The 23,265-nt window shown below is 46.1% G+C and carries 19 protein-coding genes; 16 read left to right on the plus strand and 3 right to left on the minus strand.

Annotation, left to right across the window (positions count from 1 at the left end; translation table 11 throughout):
* Nucleotides 1-46 precede the first annotated feature (46 nt).
* From recB to ACKLNH_RS18485, 11 genes are all read left to right on the plus strand, one after another.
* Nucleotides 47-3,640: an exodeoxyribonuclease V subunit beta gene (gene recB / locus ACKLNH_RS18435; RefSeq protein WP_413113729.1), complete on the plus strand. Its 3,594-nt coding sequence runs from the start codon at nucleotides 47-49 to the stop codon at nucleotides 3,638-3,640.
* On the plus strand, nucleotides 3,637-5,634 hold the full coding sequence (gene recD, locus ACKLNH_RS18440; RefSeq protein ID WP_413113730.1) for an exodeoxyribonuclease V subunit alpha: 1,998 nt from the start codon (nucleotides 3,637-3,639) through the stop codon (nucleotides 5,632-5,634). Before recB ends, recD begins: the two co-directional genes overlap by 4 nt.
* Before the next feature lie 291 nt (nucleotides 5,635-5,925).
* Entirely contained in the window at nucleotides 5,926-6,654 is a 729-nt protein-coding gene (locus ACKLNH_RS18445; protein WP_413113731.1) for an ETEC_3214 domain-containing protein, read from the plus strand.
* Between the two features lie 9 nt (nucleotides 6,655-6,663).
* Nucleotides 6,664-7,941 carry a transglycosylase SLT domain-containing protein gene (locus ACKLNH_RS18450; protein WP_413113732.1) on the plus strand — a complete coding sequence of 426 codons (1,278 nt, stop codon included), beginning with the start codon at nucleotides 6,664-6,666 and terminating at the stop codon, nucleotides 7,939-7,941.
* A complete protein-coding gene (locus ACKLNH_RS18455) occupies nucleotides 7,941-8,882 on the plus strand; it encodes a hypothetical protein (protein WP_413113733.1) in 942 nt (313 codons plus the stop codon). Before ACKLNH_RS18450 ends, ACKLNH_RS18455 begins: the two co-directional genes overlap by 1 nt.
* Entirely contained in the window at nucleotides 8,872-9,543 is a 672-nt protein-coding gene (locus ACKLNH_RS18460) for a hypothetical protein (RefSeq protein ID WP_413113734.1), read from the plus strand. The genes ACKLNH_RS18455 and ACKLNH_RS18460 overlap by 11 nt, the downstream gene beginning before the upstream one ends.
* 5 nt (nucleotides 9,544-9,548) lie before the next feature.
* The gene (locus ACKLNH_RS18465) at nucleotides 9,549-10,700 is read left to right on the plus strand and encodes a hypothetical protein (RefSeq protein WP_413113735.1); all 1,152 of its coding nucleotides are present in this window, start codon (nucleotides 9,549-9,551) and stop codon (nucleotides 10,698-10,700) included.
* Nucleotides 10,700-11,974 (plus strand): hypothetical protein, encoded by a 1,275-nt coding sequence (locus tag ACKLNH_RS18470; RefSeq protein ID WP_413113736.1) that lies wholly within the window; start codon nucleotides 10,700-10,702, stop codon nucleotides 11,972-11,974. The genes ACKLNH_RS18465 and ACKLNH_RS18470 overlap by 1 nt, the downstream gene beginning before the upstream one ends.
* Nucleotides 11,975-11,983: 9 nt before the next feature.
* Nucleotides 11,984-12,559, plus strand: coding sequence for a hypothetical protein (locus tag ACKLNH_RS18475; RefSeq protein ID WP_413113737.1), 576 nt, complete (start codon nucleotides 11,984-11,986; stop codon nucleotides 12,557-12,559).
* Between the two features lie 70 nt (nucleotides 12,560-12,629).
* The gene (locus ACKLNH_RS18480; RefSeq protein WP_413113738.1) at nucleotides 12,630-13,808 is read left to right on the plus strand and encodes a mechanosensitive ion channel family protein; all 1,179 of its coding nucleotides are present in this window, start codon (nucleotides 12,630-12,632) and stop codon (nucleotides 13,806-13,808) included.
* A gap of 8 nt (nucleotides 13,809-13,816) precedes the next feature.
* Complete coding sequence (locus ACKLNH_RS18485; RefSeq protein WP_413113739.1) at nucleotides 13,817-15,694, plus strand: hypothetical protein; 1,878 nt, start codon at nucleotides 13,817-13,819, stop codon at nucleotides 15,692-15,694.
* A 35-nt stretch (nucleotides 15,695-15,729) separates the two neighbouring features.
* Here the strand turns inward: ACKLNH_RS18485 and argA are convergent, their stop codons facing one another.
* Entirely contained in the window at nucleotides 15,730-17,055 is a 1,326-nt protein-coding gene (gene argA / locus ACKLNH_RS18490) for an amino-acid N-acetyltransferase (RefSeq protein ID WP_413113740.1), read from the minus strand.
* Nucleotides 17,056-17,228: 173 nt separating this feature from the next.
* On the opposite strand from argA, the gene ACKLNH_RS18495 reads away from it, so the two are divergent.
* The 3 genes from ACKLNH_RS18495 to tcdA all read left to right on the plus strand — a co-directional run bounded on the left by ACKLNH_RS18495 (nucleotide 17,229) and on the right by tcdA (nucleotide 19,828).
* Complete coding sequence (locus tag ACKLNH_RS18495) at nucleotides 17,229-17,609, plus strand: DUF2850 domain-containing protein (RefSeq protein WP_413113741.1); 381 nt, start codon at nucleotides 17,229-17,231, stop codon at nucleotides 17,607-17,609.
* Nucleotides 17,610-17,883: 274 nt separating this feature from the next.
* Nucleotides 17,884-18,945, plus strand: a complete 1,062-nt coding sequence (gene mltA, locus ACKLNH_RS18500) for a murein transglycosylase A (protein WP_413113742.1) — start codon at nucleotides 17,884-17,886, stop codon at nucleotides 18,943-18,945.
* Nucleotides 18,946-19,027: 82 nt separating this feature from the next.
* A complete protein-coding gene (gene tcdA / locus ACKLNH_RS18505; protein ID WP_413113743.1) occupies nucleotides 19,028-19,828 on the plus strand; it encodes a tRNA cyclic N6-threonylcarbamoyladenosine(37) synthase TcdA in 801 nt (266 codons plus the stop codon).
* Between the two features lie 149 nt (nucleotides 19,829-19,977).
* Here tcdA and csdE read toward each other — a convergent pair whose 3' ends face one another.
* Together csdE and csdA are read right to left on the minus strand one after the other, a co-directional pair.
* Nucleotides 19,978-20,400, minus strand: coding sequence for a cysteine desulfurase sulfur acceptor subunit CsdE (gene csdE / locus ACKLNH_RS18510; RefSeq protein WP_413113744.1), 423 nt, complete (start codon nucleotides 20,398-20,400; stop codon nucleotides 19,978-19,980).
* Between the two features lie 31 nt (nucleotides 20,401-20,431).
* Nucleotides 20,432-21,631: a cysteine desulfurase CsdA gene (gene csdA, locus ACKLNH_RS18515; protein ID WP_413113745.1), complete on the minus strand. Its 1,200-nt coding sequence runs from the start codon at nucleotides 21,629-21,631 to the stop codon at nucleotides 20,432-20,434.
* Nucleotides 21,632-21,949: 318 nt separating this feature from the next.
* Here csdA and ACKLNH_RS18520 point away from each other — a divergent pair, with 318 nt between their 5' ends.
* Both ACKLNH_RS18520 and ACKLNH_RS18525 read left to right on the plus strand, forming a co-directional pair.
* Complete coding sequence (locus ACKLNH_RS18520; protein WP_413113746.1) at nucleotides 21,950-22,852, plus strand: transcriptional regulator GcvA; 903 nt, start codon at nucleotides 21,950-21,952, stop codon at nucleotides 22,850-22,852.
* A 36-nt stretch (nucleotides 22,853-22,888) separates the two neighbouring features.
* Entirely contained in the window at nucleotides 22,889-23,257 is a 369-nt protein-coding gene (locus tag ACKLNH_RS18525) for a DUF423 domain-containing protein (RefSeq protein ID WP_413113747.1), read from the plus strand.
* Nucleotides 23,258-23,265 lie beyond the last annotated feature (8 nt).

Here is a 23,265-nt window from a genome sequence, read left to right on the forward strand (position 1 = left end):
ATAAGTGCGACGTTATCGCAACCACTAGATTGAATTGAGAGAAAGAATGACGCAAGTGCCAGAACAACTCGACCCAATGACCTTGCCATTAACCGGAATGCGATTAATTGAAGCGTCAGCCGGCACCGGAAAAACGTTTACCATCGCAGGGCTCTATTTACGCTTGCTGCTTGGTCATGGTGGTGACAGCGCTGCGCCGCGGCCATTGAATGTGAATGAAATTCTAGTGGTGACGTTTACGGAAGCTGCAACCGCGGAGCTGCGGGATCGAATTCGGCGCCGGATTCACGATGCTCGATGCGCTTTTACGTTAGGGGAGAGCGACGATCCCGTCATCGCGCCGTTGTTACAAGCCACACAAGACCATCGAATGGCAGCCAAGCGCTTGTTAGAAGCTGAGCGACAGATGGATGAAGCTGCCATTTATACGATTCATGGCTTTTGCCAACGTATGCTGAGCCAAAATGCGTTTGAGTCTGGCGCTCTATTTGAAAATGAATTTATTACTGATGAAAGTCGTCTGCGTTATCAAGCGGTCGCTGATTACTGGCGTCGACGCTTCTATCCATTACAAGCGGAACTGGCAGAATTAATTCGACTTGAATGGCAAAGCCCCTATCAGCTCTACAAAGAGATCGATAGTTATTTGAGCGGTGCCCCACTGCATATTGAAACAGAGGCCGCGCCAGAAAAACTCGAACAACTACATAAAGAGAACCTTGAGCGAATTGGAGCCGTTAAGTCGGCTTGGCTAGCGGATGCCCATGCGTTTCATGCGCTGATCAGTGAGTCTGGGGTAAATAAGCGCAGCTACACAAAAACCAGTTTGCCTAAAGCGCTCGATGAGGTTACGCAATGGGCACAAGCGCCTTCTGTTGATTATCAACTTCCAAAGGCGCTTGAAAAATTCGACCAGCAAGTACTTATTGAAAAAACGGCCAAGGGGACACCACCAATCCATGATGTGTTTGATCAAATTACCGAACTGTTGGCATCTCCTCCTTCCCTGAAGGCACCGTTGCTGGCCGATGCCATTGGACATTGCCGTCAAGGGTTAGCCAGCTTAAAGGCGCAGAATGCTTGGTTGTCGTTTGATGATTTATTAACGCAATTGAGTCGGGCGCTGGATCAAGAAAATGGTGCGCTGTTGGCGGAACGTATTCGCGAATTATATCCGGTGGCGATGATTGATGAGTTTCAGGATACCGATCCGCTGCAATACCATATCTTTTCTTCGGTATACGCCTCTGCCGTGGCCGATGCTGGACTACTGATGATTGGCGATCCCAAGCAGGCGATTTATGCGTTTCGCGGCGCCGATATTTTCACCTATATTCAAGCGCGTAGGCAAGTATCAGCCCACTATACACTGAATACCAATTGGCGTTCATCTGCAGAGATGATCGCGGCAGCTAATGCGGTTTTTTCTGTGGCGGATAAGCCATTTGTTTACGATGACGATATTCCCTTTTTTCCGGTGAACCCAGCATCAGGGGCAGAGCAGCGTGGCTGGTGGGTAGACGGGCAGCGCATGCCTGCCATGCAGATATGGCAAGCGGCGGCAACCGTGAAAGAGAGTAAAAAAGGGCAAGAGTCGCAGCCACTCAGTGCTGAAGTCTATCGCCAGCAGATGGCAGTGACCGCTGCGGCAGAGATGGCGAGATTGCTCTCTTTATCGCAACAGGGCGATGTGGTTCTGGGCCAAGAAGGGCAAGTTAAACCGCTACAGCCGGGAAATATGGCGGTGTTAGTGCGAACGGGTTACGAAGCGCGTTTAATCAAACAGGCACTGGCTGAGCGAGGTGTTGACAGTGTCTACTTGTCGAACCGTGATAGTGTATTTTCTCAACCGATCGCGATGGATTTAGTGCGTATCCTTCATGCGGTGTTGATGCCAGAAGATGAGCAGCGTTTGCGTGCAGCCTTAGCGACAGCACTGTTTTCGCTAACAGCACTACAGCTTGACCGACTCAATCACGATGAACAAGAGTGGGAAAAGGTTGTTTCGGAGTTTCGAGATTATGCTCAGGCATGGCAACGTCGTGGTGTCATGCCGATGTTGCGGCAACTGCTCCAGCGCCGCCAAATCGCGGAGCGATTATTGGCACAGCAAGATGGAGAACGGCAGCTGACTGATTTATTGCATATTGGTGAGTTGTTGCAAAGTCAACGCCAAGAGCTAGACAGTGACCCGGCGCTGTTACGCTGGTTTGAGCAGCAAATTTCCTTGCCTGCCCAGCAGAGTGATGATGAGCAAGTTCGTCTGGAATCTGAGCGCAATCTGGTGCAAATAGTGACGATTCATAAATCGAAAGGGCTGGAATATGATCTGGTCTTTTTGCCATTTATTTGTCATTACCGCATGGCGACGACGGCGCTATATCACCAGGAAGGACAAAGTGCGGCATTGTTGGATCTATATAATCAATCCAGCAATATCGAAAAAGCGGATGAAGAGCGCCTGGCTGAAGATTTACGTCTTCTTTACGTGGCAGTGACTCGCGCGGTGTATGGGTGTTACCTCGGCGTTGCTCCGATCCGCAATGGGCGCAGCAGTAAAGAGCCGACGGGTATGCACCACACTGCGATTGGTTGGTTATGGCAAGGGGCTGATGCGGGAAATTGTGCCGATTGGTCTGCTGCGGTGGCACGGTATATAGCATACAGTGGACAGGCGTGCAGTTTAACAATGGAAGAGAGTGACGTCATATATACGCCGCCAGCAGAGATCACGACCACGATTGACGCTGCAGTTTTCCAACGTGGCCCGAGCGCAAACTGGTGGTTGACGAGTTATTCTGGCTTAAGTCGCCAAGGGCATCATTACGACGCTTCGTTTGAGATGCCTGGATTTGACCTCGATGCCGCAACCCCGACAGCCGAGATTGAAGAGCGGCTAGCATTGGAGAGCGTACGAACAATTGCTGACTTTCCGAAAGGGGCAGGACCCGGCACCTTTCTTCATACGCTGTTTGAGTTAGTGGACTTTACCCAACCCGCGAGCAGTGAAGTCAATCAAGGTGTTATCCTGCATCAGCTTGAAAAAGAGGGCTATGATAGCGATTGGCTACCCGTGATCCAATTGCTGATCGACCAAGTATTGGCCTGTCCATTAGATGGCGATAGCTTGCGCCTAAACAGTAAATGCAGTGCGCAGCGGTTGACTGAAATGGAGTTTATGTTTCCAGTTGAACGTTTGACAGCCCATGCCGTAAATAAGCTGTTGGCCACCCATGATCCTATTGCTGCAAAAGCACCCCAGCTCGGTTTTGAAACGGTGAGTGGAATGCTGAAAGGCTTTATTGACCTGATCTTTGAACACCAAGGGCGTTTCTATGTCTTGGACTGGAAATCCAACTGGTTGGGCGAGCAGCCCTCGGATTATACCCCTGAAAAGTTGCAAACTGCGATTACTGAACATCGCTATGACTTACAGTACCAGCTTTATACGTTAGCCCTCCACCGCTACCTTTCTAGTCGAATAACGGATTACGACTATGACGTGCATTTTGGTGGGGTCTATTACCTCTTTCTACGTGGTATTGATGCTGCTGGGCAAACAGGGATTCATTATGCCCGCCCTGATAAATCGTTGGTTGTGGCATTTGATGCCATTATGAAAGGAGAGCAAGGGCAGTGAAAACGCTATTAATTAAACTATCGGAGCTAATGGATCGCGGTACTCTAAGAGCGATTGATTACCAGCTCGCGCGTTACATTTCTTTGCAATCTGGCGCCTCATCTACCGTGGTACTCTGGGCTGCGCAATTAAGCTATCGGGCAGGGCAAGGACATACTTGCATTTCGCTAGCGCAGTCGCAGCATTGGTTTGAACTGTCCACGCAAGATCGTCTTTGGCTATTGGAAGGGGTTGTTCTTGATGAGCCGCTCACCGCAATGGCTGCTTGTATTGCGATAGGGCATGGCAGCGACCCGACACCATTGGTGATAGAGGACAATCGCCTCTACTTGGCACGCTTTTGGCGAGATGAGCAAGTGATCACTCACTATTTAGCGTCGAAATTGACCCCTCAGCCTCTCGACGAACAACATGTACAACGCTTAGGGCGGCTCTTTGAACGACGCTACCTTTTCTTAAGTGATAAGTTAAGTCATTGCGCGACAACACAGGCACGTCGCCAAGTTCTGATTGATGTATTAGACGTCGTCTCACCTCAAACGCTACCTTGGGAAGAGATTGACAAGGTATTGGCTGCAGATGGACGGGTTGAAACGTTGCAACAGCTCGATCAGTTGGTCCCCACGTCCGCTTGTTTGAATTGGCAAAAGGTGGCAGCAGCAGTGGCGTTATCACGCCGTTTCAGTGTGATATCTGGCGGGCCAGGGACAGGAAAAACCACGACGGTGATCCGTTTGTTGGCCGCATTGATCGATGATGAAGTACCGCCATTGATCAAGCTCGTCGCACCCACAGGAAAGGCGGCTGCCCGTTTAACCGAATCGATAGGGGGGGCATTGGCATCTTTGCCAGTTTCACCTGAACTAAAAAACCATATTCCAACTGATGCCACGACGATTCACCGGCTACTGGGAGCCATTCCGCACCGTGCGGGTTTCCGGCATCATTCGCAGAACCCACTGCACCTTGATGTGCTGGTGGTGGATGAAGCATCGATGGTTGACCTAAGTATGATGGCGCGCTTACTAGAAGCTTTGCCCCCTCATGCACGACTGGTGCTGCTCGGTGACAAAGATCAGCTGGCTTCAGTAGAAGCCGGCAGTGTGCTTGGAGATATTTGTCAACTGGCTGAGTTGGGCTACTCACCTGAGCAGGCTCAAGCATTGTCGATGCTGACAGGTTACTCTCTACCTGCTAGCGGTCGATCGCAGCCGCTGGCTGATGGCTTGTGCATGTTGCGAAAGAGCCACCGCTTTCATGCTCAATCGGGGATTGGACAGCTTGCTAGTGCCGTGAATGCGGGCAATGTCGCTCAGGTTGAGCAGGTTTGGGCTCAGCATTATAGTGATATAGCTCGCTATGAACTGAGCGCTGAAAATTATGCCGGCTTGATCCAGCGTTTGATCACTGAATACCGTCGTTATTTTGTGGCTGCGAAAGAGGGTCAATCAGCACCGGCGGTTTTAAAGTATTACAATCAAGTGCGACTGCTGTGTGCACTGCGTGAAGGTGATACTGGGGTTGAAGGCATGAATCAGCGCATAGAGCGGGCTTTACGCCAGCAAGGTTTGATTGGAGCACGAGATGAGACATGGTACGTTGGGCGTCCGGTTATGATCAGCCGCAATGACTTTGCATTAGGTTTATCGAATGGTGATATAGGCATCACCTTGTTTGATGCCGAGCAGCAGCGACTGCGGGTCTACTTCGAGTTGCCTGATGGAACCATTAAAGGTTTTCTACCCAGCCGTATACCAACCCACGAAACAGCCTATGCGATGACGATTCACAAATCCCAAGGATCGGAATTTGATAATGTATATTTGCTGTTGCCCGCGAAACCGAGCCCTATTGTGACGCGGGAATTAATTTATACCGGTATTACACGCTCTAAAAAGGCACTCACTTTATATGCATCAAGTGAAGTAATGCGGCAAGGTGTTTCGCAGCGAATTTATCGATTTAGCGGGCTTAAAAAATACGGAAGTAATTAACTGACACTCTTTGTTACAATTATTCTTGGGGGCTATTCCCCCTTGCAATCCTCACGCTGTATATCTCCAGTAAATAGTGCAGAGCCTATAATTCATTGCAGGTATAGCATTTAACTATCCCTTGGTTTTGGATTGTTAACTTGTTAACAATCGATTGATTACTGAGCTAATCTTGACGCTAAATTAACTTGACTATTTTTGGAGCTTGAACACTTTTTTAATGTATGTAAGGAAGTTTTAACGCTTTATAGGTATTATTCTGAATTAAAGTCACGTATTTAATGTTTACCTATGCAAATTCGCCTAGATGTTATTAAAGCTAAATCTGCTATTTTTTATGTCGCAGCAATGATCGTTTCTATTGGAAATTGGAATGATACAGAAGCGGTACTGATTAATGCTTATCAGCGGGTTGTCGCTAACTGGACAAATACAAATGAGTACGCATTGATTAATCGAATTAGTGTTGGTCATTCGTATGAGTATGTTTTGTCATCAATTGGATTACCTCAGGCGGTTAAAACTTCGCGTATCGATCCAGACCTACATTTTGGCTATTTCAACTTCGATAAATTCTTACTCTCGATTAGCCATAAAAATAACCGAATTACTGGCTATGCCATTCAGGCGCTCAATACGGAATTTAAGGCTGATATCCCTTATATCGAAGGGGCACTGTTCACCCAGTCTAATAACGAGATGATTGAATACCCTGATGATTACTTCTTTGAAAGTGGCAATGTTGAATACTATTTAGATGCCGTTGAAATGGGCCGAAATGCACTCTTCCAACAAGTGCTTGTTGGACAGTATAACTACATCCCTGAGCATCAATTATCACCAGAAAAAATTGTTTCTTTAGATAGAGGTTATGTACTGAATCAAAAAGAGAATACTCAGTCTCTCAAAAACGATCTACGCCAACAGCTGGCGAATACTTTTATTGTTTTTGAAAACGATGTGGATGAAGCATTGGACATGATGCTGACTCGTTACGAATATGCGATGTATTTTCTTTAAGGAACCAAGATGAAAAAATATCTCCTTCCTTCAGTGATAAGCTGTGTCCTTTTCAGTTCGACTATTTACGCAGATTCATTCGCTGATCTAGAACAGGCTGTTGCAGAATTAAACCGTTCTCCAGAAGAGGATAGATTGGAATTCCAAGCTTGGTACAAAGCACACCTGCAGGAATACTCAACTTGGCGAAAAGCCTTTCTTGAAAAGTGGGATGCAGAGCGGGCGTCATCCGTGATTGCGTGGGGTGATACCCAAGTCGATAGCGAGCATGTTGCGGTACTTTATGAAGAGAACCAGCGAACAGTGATCGACTTTGAAGCGAATGAGTTAGTGATAGAGGTTCGTGACGGAGAGATGCTCTCGAATGAACAACTTGAATCGTTTATTTCGCAACAACTGGCAAATCCAGAGTTAAACGTTTTCCACCTCAAAGGTGAGGATCTTAAAGAAACGGTTGTAATAGAGCAGCGCGATATTTCTTATTCAGTCGAGCAAGAGCGCGAAGCGCTGCGAGAAATATTAAAGCAGGCCAACTTACAGCTGCAAGATATCGATAAAACGGCCAGCTCTATTGAAATGATGTCGCAACATACCATTGATGACGATTTACTTCGCCAAGAGAAAGAGACCTTAGTTGTTGATGCTAAATCGCGCATGAATGAGCTCTCAGCGTTGTATCAAGAGCAGAGAGATATGACGATAGATGAGACTCCAGTGATTACTTATCGATTGAAAATGCCGAACAGCAGCTTGGAGAAGCGCGTGGCCCCTTACCTTGATGACATTTACCATCAAAGTGAGGTATTTGATGTTGAACCTGCGCTGATTGTTGCGATTATGCATTCAGAATCAAGTTTCAACCCACGGGCACGGTCGCCAATTCCAGCATTTGGACTCATGCAAGTGGTCACGACTAGTGCAGGACATGACGTAAACCGTATCGTGCATAACGTCGATCGCCCAATGAATGAGCAAGATCTTTATCAGCCAGAGTATAACATTGAAGCTGGCACGGCATATTTGGACATTCTTAATTCACGCTATTTGCGCGCAATTAAAGATCCGCAAAGCCGAGAGTATTGTGTGATTGCAGCATACAACACAGGGGCGGGCAATGTGGCTCGAGCTTTTGGTGAGCGTCGCTTGTCTGCCGCAGTGGAGAAAATCAACACACTGAGCCCTCAAGAGGTCTATGAAAACCTTATGGCTAACTTGCCTTACGAAGAAACCATTCATTACCTGAAAAAAGTGACTGAGCGTAAAGAGATGTACCAGGGGCAGATATAATGCGCAGAATTCTATTCGCCGTCACTCTGTTTTGTTCTTTATCATCAATGGCAACTCAGGCACCAAGCGATACCGAAAACGCTATTTTTGGGATTGGTTATGGTGAGGTGTCATCGGAGGCAGAGCGAGATGCGTTGGCACAAATTGCGATGCGTCTCTCTGCTCGGATTTCCGTTGAAGAGAAGACACTACTTTCTAGCCAAAATGGAGTCTCTGGTAGTCAGTTTTTGTCAGCATCAACCGTCCACACCGATGAATTATTGATACCTTCCTACACCATTGTTGAGCGTAATGAATTTGCTGGTCAGCAACAAGTTGTTATTTCAGTTGAACGTGCGCATATCGAGTCTCTTTATCAATTAGAAGCAGAGAATGCGCTCAACCAAGTTGAAGGCCATATTACCAACACGCCAGCTACGTCGGCATATCGTCAGTTAATTCAAGCAATCAGCAACGATGTGTTGTTGTCTCAAAGTCAGCGTTATATCCGAGTATTGATTGGTTTAGATATTGACTCTAAAGAAACCGAACATTTAGTGGCCAGATACCAACACCTCAATGCTGTCCATTCTCAAAATATTCAGCCTTTGTCACTCAATGTAACAGGTGATGCACGTAGTCAGGTAGCTATCGAAGCATTGCATGACAATGCACTGGCATTAGGTATCGCGATCCACCCTAGCGCACCATTGCAACTGGTTGTGCGTTCGAAAGAAAAGCAGGCCTCTTCATCTGGGAAGATCGTCGCAGCGAGAAGGTTAGTTATCGACGTTCGTGAGCAGGGACAAATAGATAATGTTCTGCAACGTGAATTGGATTTTATGAGTGAGCCATTGCATTCAAAATCAGCGGCAACGGCATACCTAGATAAAAAAGTACGTGAATCATTCTTAGTTAATGGATTAGTTCGGATTGTAGGAATAAACACCAATGAAAATTAAATTACTATCAGTTGTGCTAGGCGCGCTATTGGTTTCTGCTTGCTCAAGTACCCAAGTTGGTATTTGGGATGATCGTGAAGAGTTGTTAAATGATCTTGCCCAGCGCTGTGAAGCCCATACATCAGGTTATCAACAATATTCACCAACCTTTGATCAAGCTTCTCAAGCCCTATTGGCAGTAACGCGCCGTCAATGTGCTGCGGCTGGTGAGTACCGAACTATTCGTGAAAACCATAAAGATGTTGAGCAATTCTTTGCTGCTCACGCAGCGTTAGGTTTGAGCAATGAAGAGATAGCAGAGCAACTGATTGATAATGAGGAAATGGCGAAAAAATTTGCTCAATATCAACAGGCTCAAGACGCGATTTTCGAGCAAAATATGGAGTTAGCGATTGAGCTTGGACTCGTAACGGCGGAAACGACGCTGCTATTTGCAGAGAATATGACAACGATTGCCAAAATCGAAGTAATAAAGCGCATTCAAGGCGAGCTTGACCCTGAAGGTGACACCTTGCCTTTAACGCTTGAACAGATGCAAACACGCCTTTCGATTGTTAACGAAGGGCAATCTCTTATCAATGCTGAGAAGAGTTTCCTTGATGATATGAAGGCGGCTGATAAAGCGCTTCAAGAACGAATTTCTATTGCCGAAGGAGCATAATTACTATGCAAAAACGCCATCTTATTACCTTACTTGCCACTGGAATTGTTTTGGCGGGGTGTCAGTCAACAAGCCAGCCTCAGTCGCGACTGCAAACAGAAACGACGGGAAACTCGTCCGGCTATGAATATGGCAAGCCAGCAGAGCAATTTACCGATGCAGATATTGAGCTACCAGCGTATTACAGCACGCGTGGTATCGATAAGTGTACGTTTGAAGTTAACAATGAGCATCCAGAGTGCCCATTAAGTAAAAAAGTCCTTCGTCTTTACATGACAGATCCAACCACGGCAGACGGTGATAACCCAAATGATTGGTTGTCTACAGTGCGTGCCTACGATAATAGTCAGTTGTTAAATCAGTTCGAAAACCAAATTGTTGGCTTGAATCGTTTCCGTATTGTTTCTGGCGATGAGCGAGCAATGAACATCTTAGGCGATATCTCTCAAGATATGTCTGACGCCGAATTGGCACACCGAATGAAGAATGGTGTTCTTCATCCGGATTATGCAATGACAATTGATACCGTAAAAATGGGCGAGTTAGTTCAGGCGGGATCAAGCAACCTTGTTGATTTTGGTTTGGATTTTACCATTGGATTTTTAGACCCGTATACTCGCGAAAAGATTAGCTATCCCAATGTTGGTCGTATCAAAGTTCGCACGCAAGATGTGAAAGCGATGAGCGAAATGCAATTCTGGATGCAGTCGGGCAAGATAGAAGGCGGATTTGACTTCTTTGATGCGAATGCAGTTTCTAGCGTATTCAATGATATGTCGGCGCGAGGTTTTGGTATTGCACTAAGCCGTATGCTGTCAGAGATGCCCGCAACCGCACAAGTGCTGGGTATTCGTGGTGACCGTATCTCATTAGACCGTGGTCAGAATGCGGGCATTCTACCTGAAGAAACGATGGTAGTGTTTGAATACAGTTATGGTTTTGCAGAACCAATTGGTGTCGCAACGGTTAATCCAAGTGATATTGAATCACAGGGGCGCATTATTCGTTGGAAAGACTCTCGTGATGCTAAACGTATTCAAGGCGAATCGAAAGACGGTATTTATCGTCCTGCCGCAGACGCAAAACTGTTTGCTGTTAGTGTCGGCACACCGAAGAGTTTCTTGCAAAATCGTATATCGGCGAGTGGTACGCTGTAATGGTGATAAAAAAAATGGCGCTTACGGGCGCCTTTTTTCTCTTAGCATCGGCACAAGCTCAGCAGTTATCTGAAATGGATAATGGTTGGCAGCTCGCGTTTTCCACGTGCAGTTATGGCCGAGGAGCGAGCGCGATTGCTGACGCAAAAGATGCCGCGCTAGAGCATGCGATTCGTGCGTTTGAGTCACAACGGTTGCTCCTTTCGAAGAGTGAATCATTGCCAACTAACGAGCAATTTATTCAACGAGTACATCAAGAGCAAGACCGCTTCTCGTATGGTTCAACGTACCTGCAAGGCAGTGAAACGTGCCTTCCGGTTCACTATGAGTTAACGATAGAAAATAGTAGCGATGGGCTTGATTGGGAGTGGGAGAGTGATGATGGCGTGCAACTGCGCATTCAAGCGTCATCTGCGGCAAGCGGGCAACATTCAGCTGTTCAAGCTGCAGAAGTTGCAGCGCTTCGCCAAGGTATCGTTAGTGCGTTAACGGGCATGGTTGAGGATGTTTCTGGTTTTGCTCATCTCGCTGTCGTGCCTCAATCCATTGTTAAAAATTGGCTGGTTTTAGAGCGCCACGAGATAAATGGCATTGCAACAGTAATTGTTGAAATGGAGCTAGATGAAGACGCCTTGGCTGAGCTAGCGCAGGATCATTACCAGTTAGTTGGTCAGCCGCGCTTTTTAATTCACACTGATACCCCTGCGATCGCTCACTATCTTCAAGCACAAATGGCCGAACGCGGTTGGTTGAGTAGTCAACGTGTGGGTGATGCCGATATTGTGATTGTTGCAGAGACGTCATTGAATACCGCGGACGAACATGCGCAATTAGGCATTCATTTATCGTTTGTTGATAAAGACGGTCTGCAGCTTGGTCGTTGGGGTAATGAAGCAAGAAGTCTTTCTTTGCCAATCGCCGATGATATTCAAACGCGCCTCGCCAATGTGCATTTAAATCAGAATAGCGAAGCTGTTATGCACAGCGTCGATAGCGCGTTATTAGCCTTGCATGCAGCTGGTGGCATTTTGCGTGAAATTGCGCTTTCTCGCTCTGCGAATATAGCGGTCGTTGATCTTGCACAGACGCTACGACAATCACCTTACGTCAATAGTCTAAAGACCATTGACGATGACGGTGTTCAAATCCTGCAGTTCCGAAGTCGTCTATCTATAGAGAGCTTGTCTCGTGAGCTGATAGCGTTAACCGTTGCTGAAACGAACAGTGCCTTGCAGCTCTCAATAGATAAAGATGGCCGATTATTACTTAATTGAGGAAAATAGATGAAACGTAATATTATTTTTACTTTGGCTGCGGCCACGCTTTTAACGGCATGTGCGTCAACAGCAGAAAGCGTTGCTGAACACAAAGCGTATGATTTACCAAGTTGGGTATTGTCTCCGTCAGTGACCGATGGTCTTGCTGCGTCGAGTTGTGTCAATGCCACCAATAACTTCAATATCGATAAGCGTCATGCTGAAGCGGGCGCTCGTAACTCGCTGGCACAAAGCATCAATGTTAAAGCCAGCGTCATGGATCGCACTTATTCGCGTATGAATAACAGTGCGGAAGGCACACAGACTGGTGAGACGTTTGAGAGTGTCGCGAAGAGTGTGTCTGATGTACGCATGGTTGGCGCACAGATTGTGAACGTTGATACTGGATTGATTAATGGTCAGACCCAAATTTGTGCAATGGCGGCGATTCCAGAGGAGCTGGTTAAAGGTATTTTCTCTGATATCGTTACCGCATCTGGTGAGGTTATAGACCCAACGAACGAAGCGGCGATGTACGAAGAGTTTCGTACTCAAAAAGCATTGGATAGCTTAGAAGAAGAATTATTGCGTTTGACGCAATAGCATAAAACTAAAAAGAGCTTGAGCTGCATTGTGCTGCTTAAGCTCTTCTTTCATCTATATGGTTAGAATTGTGCAGTTTTTAGAATCGCTAAAGAATTTTTATATCACTTTTTCAGAGTTTGAAAAGCATTTTTTCCAAATTGCGGTCACACTGTTTTCATTTTGTATTATCCCTTGGTTGGTAAGAACGACATTAAGTATATTTTTGAACTTTAGAGCAAGTGGTGAGAAAAAAGCGCATGAGGTTAAGTTTATACATCGTGCGCAGTATTTTGTTGGTTTTTTGTTTTCCATCTTTTGGTTTAGATATTTTGATGTTTATGGTTGGTACAGTAAGTTGTCCGAAGCCGGTGCTGCCATTTTTGCGGTGTTAATGGCTCACTCTATATTGGATTTCTTTGAATATAAATTTAGTCATCGTCAGAATAGCGGAGAAATACCGATCAAGCCTTTTGCTGAGCTAATTAAATTAATTAGTGTGGCAATTTTGTTTTTTATGATGGTCGCTATTTTGCTAGAAATTCCTCCTATGGCCCTAGTTAGTGGTGTTGGTGCGATGTCTGCTATTTTACTATTGTTATTTAAAGACAGTATCTTGGGCACCGTTACAGCAGTAAAAATCAATATTCACCGCTTGGTTAGAAAAGGCGACTGGATAGAAGTGGGCGCATATGGTGCTGATGGAGAGGTTAAAGATATCACGTTAAGTGTTGTGACAGTGGAGAACTGGGACAAAACAACCTCGATTATTCCTACCTATGAAATTTTGAATGTTGGTCTGAAGAACTGGCGCAGCATGACGACCCAGGGGCGTAGGATAAAGCGTAATATATCATTGGATGTGAACAGTATTCGTTTTTTAGATATGCGCGAAATAGAAGCCTTAGCAAAAATCCCTCTGATACAAGAGCAAATCACTCAGCTTTGTCATGAAAATGACCTTGTTAAGGTGGGGGATAACTTGAATAAACGGTGTGTTACTAATGCCAGTCTATTTAGGCTTTATGTTGAGTCATATATTAAATCGAGAGATGACATAAATAATGCACACACTTTATTAGTCAGACAATTAGATTCTTCCTCACAAGGTGTTCCGATTGAAATTTATTGTTTTACTAAGGATACAAACTGGTGTCATTTTGAAAATGTTCAATCGGAAATATTTGAGCACCTTTATGCTGTGGTTAACCTGTTTGATTTAAAGGTTTATCAGCATCTCACCAATATTCATGGATTAATTCGTAGTTAGGAAAAGTAATGCGTTATTTGTTTTGGTCTCTTTTGTTTGTTGTCTACCCATTATCTGCATATGAATATAAAGAACCACTTGAGTCTCCCATTGAACTGGCAGACTTTTATGCTAAACACGGAGCACCTGAAGTCTCTATTTATAAGACCAATAAGGACTGTACAGGTGAGTGTGCTTATACCGTTAATATGGGCAATGGTCGAGGTTACCAAACGCGACGTGCGGGCGATGCCGAGATTTTTGCTCAAGCACAATACGGAAACACCGCTTACGCTTACGTAAGAGTGAAATACGAGTGTGGTGAGCGACGCGATTGCCGTGACTACACGATGTACTCTTCTCATAATGCGACGCGCTTTCCTGGGCCATCATGTCGTCGTGCGATGACACGGCATGTTGATGGTAATGGCAATCTGATGTGCCTGCACGAGGATAAGCTGGAGCTACATGGCAGTCGCGGGCATATTCGAAACATCGAACTTCCCGTAAAAGCCCGTTATGGTACTGGGGCGATTGGTAATAATTTAAGCGGCCAAACGGCGGTGGCATTTATTGGTCATGATGACAATAAACTCTACACATCTAACTCGTATGCGAATTGGGTGTCAGCAGAGACGAACCTGCATCACCGTAGTGACTTCAATGGCATAGTTGCACCGTACCCGGTTAAAAATGATGAAACGGTTGTTGGCGTTTATGAGTGGCTAAATGTTAGAAATCGCGGTGTCTCTCTTTATCGCTTTAGTAACAACAGCTTATATTCTAGTGGCTACCTAGTTAATACGCCTAGATTCAATTACGGATCTAACATGGATGTATTTGGTCGTGGATCTGATCTTTATGTGACGGCTCAGAATACGTCGACACGTGATAGACAAACATACCAGTTGAGTACGTACGATTTATGGAACCTCGGTTTAGATGAGGCTGGTGAAGAGGTTCGCATGGCTTCGCCACGCGCATCATCTATTGATATGATGTTTGGTTATGGCGTGACGCAAAATAGTTGGGAAGTAAACCAAAAAATTCGCACTGGGGATGACACGCGCGCACGCGCAACCTATGACATGAATGATAGTATTTTGCATAACTACTATATGCAAGGCCGCTACAGAGACACGCAGGTCACAGTAAACTACCTAACGAGCGAAGCCGAAGAGAGTGACAATAACTTAGTTTCAAAAGGTACTGAGTTATTAACCGCGGTTGTTGACTTCAATGGGTTCTTTGATGGTGCGATGACGCTGCGTCTAGAGCTAGAAAAGATGGCGGCAGGTGGTACGGTCAACTATTACGATGATAACAGTAATGCGTTTCATCATGCGTTTGAGACGGACTACAACATGTATGGTCTCTCGTTTGTGATGGAAGAGGGCTTGTATCTGGGCTTGAGAGTTTCTAATTATGATGCTCCAAGCGCAGTGGGTTTTGAGAAAAAAAATGGCCGTTATCAAGGTGCAGCGTTTGATCGTGATTTTTCAGTTGACCGCTATATGCTAGTTCTTGGTTACGATGAGACATCGTATGGTGGTCGTTACGAATTGGACTATAACCGCTTCTATATTGATGGTGAATTCGGCTTAGGCCTAAATAAGTTGAATGTAAGTCGTGATGCACTGGAAGATGCAGTGGGTAGCCGCGAGGGTAAAATTTACGGTCGCTATGCGCTGGCGGTGACCTCGGCGGTTGAGTTGGGCTATACCTACCAGCGCCGTTCAGCTAGGCTGCGCGGTTTGGGTTTCTCGTTGCAAGCAGGCTATCGCGCCAAAGTTGACTGGACATATCAATCACCTTCGGATAGTGCAAGTAGCGATGAATACTACTTGCTTTATGAACGAACCGATCTTTGGCACGGCCCATTTGTGCAGTTCAATGCGATATTCTAATTATTCGCATGTTCATTAAATGGCTTTAACTCCCCCTACAACTTCAGCGCCAATATTTTTGAGCGGCGCTGAAAGTTGTAGAGTGCTTGCTTCGCCACAGGCAGTTGCTCGACATCGGATTCAATAAAACCTTGCTCTCGGAACCAGTGAAGGCTGCGTGTAGTGAGTACAAAAAGGTGCTGTAATCCCATCCCTTTCGCTTGCTGTTTTAATTTATTTAATAGTGTTAAACCGCGCTCGCCATCACGGTAATCGGGATGCACAGCGACACAGGCCATTTCAGCCATGCCTTCATCAGGAAACGGGTATAACGCAGCACAACCAATGGTGACATTATCGCGTTCAATAACAATAAAACGTTCGATTTCTTGTTCGAGTTGCTCTCGCGAACGACGCACCAAAATGCCGTCTTGCTCTAGTGGCTGAATAAGCTCAAGAATTCCCCCAATATCGTTGATGGTAGCATTGCGAACTCTTTCTGCGCTCTCCATGACAATTTGCGTACCGATCCCTTCAACGGAAAAAAGCTCCTGAATTAATGCGCCATCTTCTTTGTAGCTGATTAAATGACTACGGGTAACGCCCCCCCGACAAGCGCGTACTGCACCGCGTAGAAATCGGCTGGTGCCAGATTGCATGTCTCCCAACGCTTCGCGGTGTTTTAAATGGATCTCGGCTTCATCGGGGAGAAGTTCAGAAATGACTTCACCATCGGTTAGCGTGAGCCCTTGCTGTGAACAATAGCCAATCAACTTATCGGCATGGAGGCCAATAGCGACATGGGTCGCAACATCTTCCGAGCTGAGATTAAAGCATTCTCCGGTGACGCTGCTGGCAATGGGGCCCATAAGAACAATACTGCCATTATCGAGCTGACGTTGAATTGCGTCGATATGCAGTCGACGAATGCGCCCACTGTGGCAGTAATCAATGCCGTCATCAATCCCAATTGGCTGTGCAATAACGAAGTTCCCACTGACTACGGTGATTTGCGATCCCGCCATTGGTGTATTGTTAAGACCCATTGAGAAACGCGCGGTAATATCTAAATGCAGTTGCCCTGCCGCTTGTTTCGCTATTTCTAGACTCCGTTCATCGGTAATGCGAACACCTTTATGGTATGGGGTTGAAATATCGTGAGCTTGTAGCAGTTCACTGATTTGTGGTCTAGCGCCATACACCACGACAACTTTGAGGCCTAGACTATTTAACAACGCAATGTCATTTAGAATATTGCTAAAGTTATTATCAGCGATAGCCTCTCCACCTAACATAATCACTACCGTTTTGTTGTGATGAGCATTAACGTAGGGGGCGGACTGTCTAAATCCTTTGACTAGCGCGGTACTTCGAATTCTCATAATCTGACATTCTATGATAAAAAAATGAATAATAATTCAGATTAAAGCGAACTATTTGTGAAAGTGCAAGTGTTTACGTGTATGATGGCATAATCATTTGATAAATAAGCTGATAGGTATGCTTCACTTGCCAGTTTGTATGTGTAATTTACTGATGAGAGTGCTGTAGCAATATGAAAGCCAAACACCACCAATTGTTTCAATCAATAATGCTGTTTTCATTTCTTGGTCTGAGCTTATTCATCATGGGTGTGGTAACGATTGGTGTGTTACAACAACATTCAACGGGGGCGATATCTATTTCGCAGCTGTATGGGGTGTGGAGCGAACAAGATGCTCCCCCCTATAATGCCGATGAATTTGAGATTCATGTTGATGGTATTTTGGTTGGTGGCGCGATAGTGACCACACAATATGAGTTTGATGGCAATAGTCTACGTTACCGTATTGGTCAGGAGCAGTATGAATACGAACTCAACGCGGAAACGTTAGTGCGTTTAAGCCCTTCCTATCGAGCGCGCTTTGAGCGTAAGTCTCGCTTAAGTGGGTCATAACTCGTCGCCATCTTTATTCAGTGGTAAATGTGTTTGGGGTGGCAACTTAGCGTCTCCTTTGGGGGGAATGCTTGTTAGAAGACAAACAAAAGCATGACAGTTTTGCCCTTTTCTCACCCTATACTCGTTCTTTTCGGTTTGCTATCTCGTTTGTGGCATAAGCTGCAACGAAATAACGTGCAAGCCATCATTTCTGTCATCATTGCTCACGTTGTTGAGCGACATGATGCACAATAAGTGATAGTTATTTTTATCATGGGTACAAGGAATCATTTTGGTACGTTTCATTAAGGTATGTGTATTGGGCGCTCTGTTGACAGGGTGTGCCAAAAATGTCGAACAAGGGCAGCAGTATTTAGACGGTCAGTTTGAAGAGATGCTAAATCCCGTTACTGAAATTAATACGGCGTTAAGTCTTAAAGAGACTGAGGCTTTTTTGGCTCAGAGTGAGTTGGTATTGAGCCGTTCGCCATCGATGGCAAAACAGTATGCTGAACTCTATGAGATGGTGAATGCTTGGCTAACAACGGGCGGGCATATTGACGCCCTCCCTTACGTTAACTTGGATCTAAAGCAGCTTGGAGGCAGTGATGGTTACGGTAATGTATTGATGACTGGCTATTTTTCGCCAGTGATTGAGTTGCGCCATCAACCTGATTCCACTTATCAATATCCGCTCTATGCGAACCCTCAATGTGGAGATAACTGCCCGTCACGCGCGGAAATCTACTGGGGAGCCCTTGACGGGCAAGGCTTAGAGTTGGGCTATAGTGCTGATCCACTAGCGAATTTCATGATGGAAGTGCAGGGCAGTGGTTTTGTGCACTTTGGTGATGACGATCAGTTACAGTATTTCGCTTACAGCGGTAAGAATAACCACCCTTATAGCAGCATTGGGCGAGTATTGATTGAGCGCGGCGAAGTACCTGCTGAGCAGATGTCACTGGAAGCGATTACACTTTGGGCTTCGCAGCAGGATGAAGCGAGCGTCTTTGAATTGATGGAGCAGAATGCATCATATGTCTTTTTTAAGGCTAATGACGCCTTGGATGTGATAGGTAGTGCGGGTATTCCATTGTTGGCAGAAGCCAGTGTTGCAGCAGATCGCGATTACATTCCAATGGGCAGCGTGTTGTTGGTTGAGGTGCCTTTGCTAACGGAAACAGGGCTGTGGACGGGTGAGCATGAATTACGATTAGTCGTAGCCTTAGATACTGGCGGCGCAGTGAAGAGAAATCACCTTGACCTCTATCATGGCATGGGCAGCGACGCAGGGCGAAAAGCAGGTCACTACAAGCACTTTGGTCGGGTGTGGACGTTAGGGCTAGCACAGTAGGCTGGCTGCCCCAATCTGGACAAATAGAGAAAGAGCGCGTATAAAACGCGCTCTAGTTGTTTTTGATTCCGGAATAAGCACGATGCGTGAAGATCTTTCTCCTGCTAGCGAACAATACGAGCAGCGATTTGGCGGTACTCGCCGCCTCTATGGCAACAGCAATGTTGAGCGCCTACGTGGTGCGCATATTTGCGTGATTGGTATTGGTGGTGTCGGCTCTTGGGCGGCTGAAGCACTGGCGCGTTCTGGGATTGGAGAAATTACGCTTATCGACATGGACGATGTTTGTGTGACCAACATTAATCGTCAGATCCATGCGCTGACAGGCACGATTGGGCAAAGCAAGATTGAGATGATGGCGGAGCGTATTCGCTTGATTAACCCTGACTGCGTGGTAAACCTTATTGATGACTTCATTACGCCGGAAAACATCGTCGAATATATTGATGGCCGTTTTGATTATATTCTAGATGCTATCGATAGCATGAAACCGAAAGCGGCTCTGTTGGCCTATTGTAAGCGTAATAAGTTCAAGGTGATCACAACCGGTGGGGCTGGAGGTCAAATTGACCCAACCCAGATTCAAGTCGCAGATTTAACCAAGACGATTCAAGATCCGCTAGCCAAGAAGCTAAGAGATACTTTGCGTCGCCATCACAATTTTCCCAAGAATCCGAAGCGTAAGTTTGGCATCGAATGTGTGTTTTCGACCGAGCAGCTCAAATACCCACAGCCTGATGGTTCGGTGTGTGCAATGAAAGCGACCGCTGAGGGAGAAAAGCGAATGGATTGTGCAAGCGGCTTTGGTGCCGCGACAATGGTGACAGCCACCTTTGGCTTTGTTGCTGTGTCACGGATTATTGCCAAGCTAACCGCAAAGTAAGCGTTAGCCATGAGAACACGCTATGTCCCATGGCGTGTTCGCCAAGCAAAACTGATACTCTGTTTTTTACTGTTTGATCCTCGTTGAACAGTTAAGCCCGGTCAGGTGTGGTAGCCTGCCGGGCTTTTATTATAGGTTGCGATTCTTTTCTATTCAGCCAGTGCTTGAATACGCTCGACGATCGCTTTTATGCCGTTACTTCTGGTTGGTGTTAAGTGCTGCTCCATGCCAAGGCTGCTGAAGTAAGCATTAAAATCAAAGGCACGGATCTGCGTTGCGGTTTTATTGTTATAGGCAGCAAGAACCAGACAAACCAGCCCTTTCACAATCCGCGCATCAGAATCGGCATAGAGTTGATACTGCTGTTGCTCATCTAAGTGCCAATACAGCCACACATTACTTTCACAGCCATTGACCTTGTGTTGTTCGTCACGCATGTCATCTGGCAGTGCGGGCAGCTGCTTGCCCCATAAAATCACCTGACGGTAACGATTTTCCCACCCTTGCAATGCGGCCAATGTTGTCGTAATGGTCTCAACAGTAATCTCGTTACCAAACGGGTGTGATTGCATGAAATGTTATCTCTTGTTGTCGGAATTACACTTAAAGCATATCACTGGCCTTTTGCAGGGCAGCAATAAACTGCTCGATATCTTGTTCGGTATTATATAGCGCAATTGAGACCCGTACAGTCCCCGCAAGGTTTAATGCATCACAGAGTGGGTGGGCGCAGTGATTTCCGCTGCGGATCGCCACCCCTTGTTGATCCAATAACATAGCAATATCTTGGTAGTGAACGCCATCAATAACGAATGAGAAAACGCTACTGTGCTTTTGTAAGCCAATAAAGCGCAGGTCGTCGATAGCCTTAATGCCCTCAACGGCGCGATCGCGTAAGGCAAGCAGGTGTGCTTCTGCAGCATCGCGATCGATAGCTTCGAGCCAATTAATGGCGGCGGCTAAGCCAACAGCCCCTGCAATGTTAGGGGTTCCAGCTTCAAACTTACCCGGTAAACCAGTATACGAGGTGCCAGAAAAGGAGACCTTTTCCACCATCTTTCCTCCGCCGTGCCATGGTGGCATGTTATCGAGTAGCGCCTTTTTGCCGTAAAGTACACCAATGCCAGTTGGTGCAAAGAGCTTGTGACCTGAAAAGACATAAAAGTCCGCATCAAGCGCCTGCACATCGACATTTTCATGCACAATGGCTTGCGCACCATCAACCACCACCACCGCGCCAATACGGTGTGCTTGCTCGATAATGGTTTCAACGGGCAGGCGCGTGCCTGTCACGTTGGTCATGTGGGCGACGGCAACGATTTTCACACTGCTATCGAGCAGTTGTTGAAAGGCCGCCATATCGAGTGTGCAGTCCGCATTCATGGGGATTTTCTTTACTTGCGCACCAGTCTGCTCAGCCACCATTTGCCAAGGTACAATATTGGCATGGTGCTCCATTTCACTGACCAGAATCGTATCGCCGAGTTCTAATAATGGGCGGGCATAGCTTTGAGCGATCAGGTTTAAGGCTTCGGTCGCGCCTCGGGTCCAAATGATCTCTTGCGCGAAGTTGGCGTTAATGAAGCGTTGTACGGTGGTGCGTGCGTGCTCAAATTGTGCTGTTGTCGTTGCTGTCATGGAGTGACTGCCGCGATGAACATTGGCATTGCCCTGTTGATATACGGATTGAATGGCGTCTAAAACGGCTTGTGGTTTTTGTGCCGTGGCTGCACTGTCGAGATAAACAGCTGCAGGTGTCTGCAGAGCAGGAAATTGGCTGCGGATCTTTTCGATATCAAACATGACAATTATTACTACAATGGGTTATTTGGGGTATATGGTGGCTTAATCTTGCGAAACTGCAAGCAAAAAAATAGCACCGTTAATAAGCACGATGCTAATGTAGAACTTTGACAGACAGGTCAAAAATACAGGAATTGAAGGGTATTGAATACCCAAATCGGCAAAAGTGCCGATAAATGCAAACACAACATCGCAATAAGTACTCTCGCATCAGCGTAGTATTTATTACAGGGGAACTATAGGGATTTTCTAGCCAGGAGACAATCGACAAATTATAATATTTGAGATAAAAAAAACTAATCTATTGAGAGCTAAAGAATGGCAAGACGCTTACCTCCCCTAAATTCCTTAAAAGCCTTTGAAGCTGCGGCACGCAATCTTAGCTTTACTAGAGCTGCCGATGAATTGTTTGTTACTCAGGCAGCAATCAGTCACCAGATAAAAGCACTGGAAGAGTTCCTCGGATTAAAATTATTTCGGCGAAGAAATCGCTCTTTGCTATTAACCGAAGAGGGACAAAGTTACTTTTTAGATATAAAAGATGTGTTCACTATGCTGTCGGAAGCGACGGACAAGGTGCTGGAACGTGGTTCGAAAGGGGCATTGACAATTAGCCTGCCACCAAGCTTCGCTATTCAATGGTTAGTGCCGCGGTTAAGTGACTTTCATCGCCAGCACCCTGAAGTCGATGTACGTATTAAAGCGGTTGATATGGATGAAGGCTCACTAACCGATGATGTTGATGTGGCCATTTATTATGGGCGTGGAAACTGGAATGGTTTGCGATGTGACAAGTTGTATCAAGAATATTTGCTGCCAGTCTGCTCACCCATGTTATTGACTGGCGACAAGCCGCTGCGCAACTTAATTGATATCAAGTCACATACCCTACTACACGACACGTCGCGCAAGGAGTGGAAACACTTTTTCCGTGAGTTCTGTCTAGAAGGGAGCAACTACAACCAGGGCCCCATCTTTAGCCATTCGACTATGGTCTTGCAAGCAGCCGTGCACGGTCAGGGAGTTGCGTTGGGTAACAATGTACTGGCGCAGCCTGAGTTAGAAGCAGGGCGCTTGGTCTGTCCGTTTGAAGAGAAATTGATCAGTCACAATGCGTTCTATTTCGTTTGCCATGAAAAACAAGCCGAGACGGGGCGTATTGCGACATTCCGTAATTGGATTCTAGCTAAAGCGAGCAGTGAACAAGAGGTATTTAATTAACTTGTTATCAATACCGGCAATGGAGGGCCATAGTCAATGAAAGGGATTCTGCTGTTTGCGGCATTTAGTGGCGCATTGGGGGTGGGTTTAGGTGCTTTTGCGGCCCATGGTTTAAAGGCGGTGTTGTCTCCAGCGATGGTGGCTGTTTTCCAAACTGGGGTGCATTATCAGCTAATCCATACGCTGGCATTACTCGCGGTTGCCATTTTGATGCGATTTTTACCGGCAACTACGCTATTATACGCAGCCATTTTTTTCATTGTCGGAATTGTCGCATTTAGCGGTAGTCTCTATCTGCTGGCGTTAACCGGAATAAAGTGGTTTGGCCCGATCACGCCATTTGGCGGGATCTGTTTTATTGTTGGCTGGATAGCGTTGTTTATTGCTGTCTGGCGTCATGCTTGAGGTTATAA

Origin of the sequence: Thaumasiovibrio clandestinus, assembly GCF_047250365.1 — a bacterium.
Lineage (GTDB): Bacteria > Pseudomonadota > Gammaproteobacteria > Enterobacterales > Vibrionaceae > Thaumasiovibrio.

Excerpts from the sequence above, each read along its gene's own strand:
- ACKLNH_RS18465 (WP_413113735.1), top strand. The coding sequence starts at position 9,549 with ATGCAAAAACGCCATCTTATTACCTTACTTGCCACTGGAATTGTTTTG.
- ACKLNH_RS18445 (WP_413113731.1), top strand. The coding sequence starts at position 5,926 with ATGCAAATTCGCCTAGATGTTATTAAAGCTAAATCTGCTATTTTTTAT.
- tcdA (WP_413113743.1), top strand. The coding sequence starts at position 19,028 with ATGCGTGAAGATCTTTCTCCTGCTAGCGAACAATACGAGCAGCGATTT.
- ACKLNH_RS18470 (WP_413113736.1), top strand. The coding sequence starts at position 10,700 with ATGGTGATAAAAAAAATGGCGCTTACGGGCGCCTTTTTTCTCTTAGCA.
- ACKLNH_RS18450 (WP_413113732.1), top strand. The coding sequence starts at position 6,664 with ATGAAAAAATATCTCCTTCCTTCAGTGATAAGCTGTGTCCTTTTCAGT.
- ACKLNH_RS18520 (WP_413113746.1), top strand. The coding sequence starts at position 21,950 with ATGGCAAGACGCTTACCTCCCCTAAATTCCTTAAAAGCCTTTGAAGCT.
- argA (WP_413113740.1), bottom strand. The coding sequence starts at position 17,055 with ATGAGAATTCGAAGTACCGCGCTAGTCAAAGGATTTAGACAGTCCGCC.
- csdE (WP_413113744.1), bottom strand. The coding sequence starts at position 20,400 with ATGCAATCACACCCGTTTGGTAACGAGATTACTGTTGAGACCATTACG.
- csdA (WP_413113745.1), bottom strand. The coding sequence starts at position 21,631 with ATGTTTGATATCGAAAAGATCCGCAGCCAATTTCCTGCTCTGCAGACA.
- ACKLNH_RS18455 (WP_413113733.1), top strand. The coding sequence starts at position 7,941 with ATGCGCAGAATTCTATTCGCCGTCACTCTGTTTTGTTCTTTATCATCA.
- ACKLNH_RS18475 (WP_413113737.1), top strand. The coding sequence starts at position 11,984 with ATGAAACGTAATATTATTTTTACTTTGGCTGCGGCCACGCTTTTAACG.
- ACKLNH_RS18460 (WP_413113734.1), top strand. The coding sequence starts at position 8,872 with ATGAAAATTAAATTACTATCAGTTGTGCTAGGCGCGCTATTGGTTTCT.
- recB (WP_413113729.1), top strand. The coding sequence starts at position 47 with ATGACGCAAGTGCCAGAACAACTCGACCCAATGACCTTGCCATTAACC.
- ACKLNH_RS18495 (WP_413113741.1), top strand. The coding sequence starts at position 17,229 with ATGAAAGCCAAACACCACCAATTGTTTCAATCAATAATGCTGTTTTCA.
- ACKLNH_RS18485 (WP_413113739.1), top strand. The coding sequence starts at position 13,817 with ATGCGTTATTTGTTTTGGTCTCTTTTGTTTGTTGTCTACCCATTATCT.
- ACKLNH_RS18525 (WP_413113747.1), top strand. The coding sequence starts at position 22,889 with ATGAAAGGGATTCTGCTGTTTGCGGCATTTAGTGGCGCATTGGGGGTG.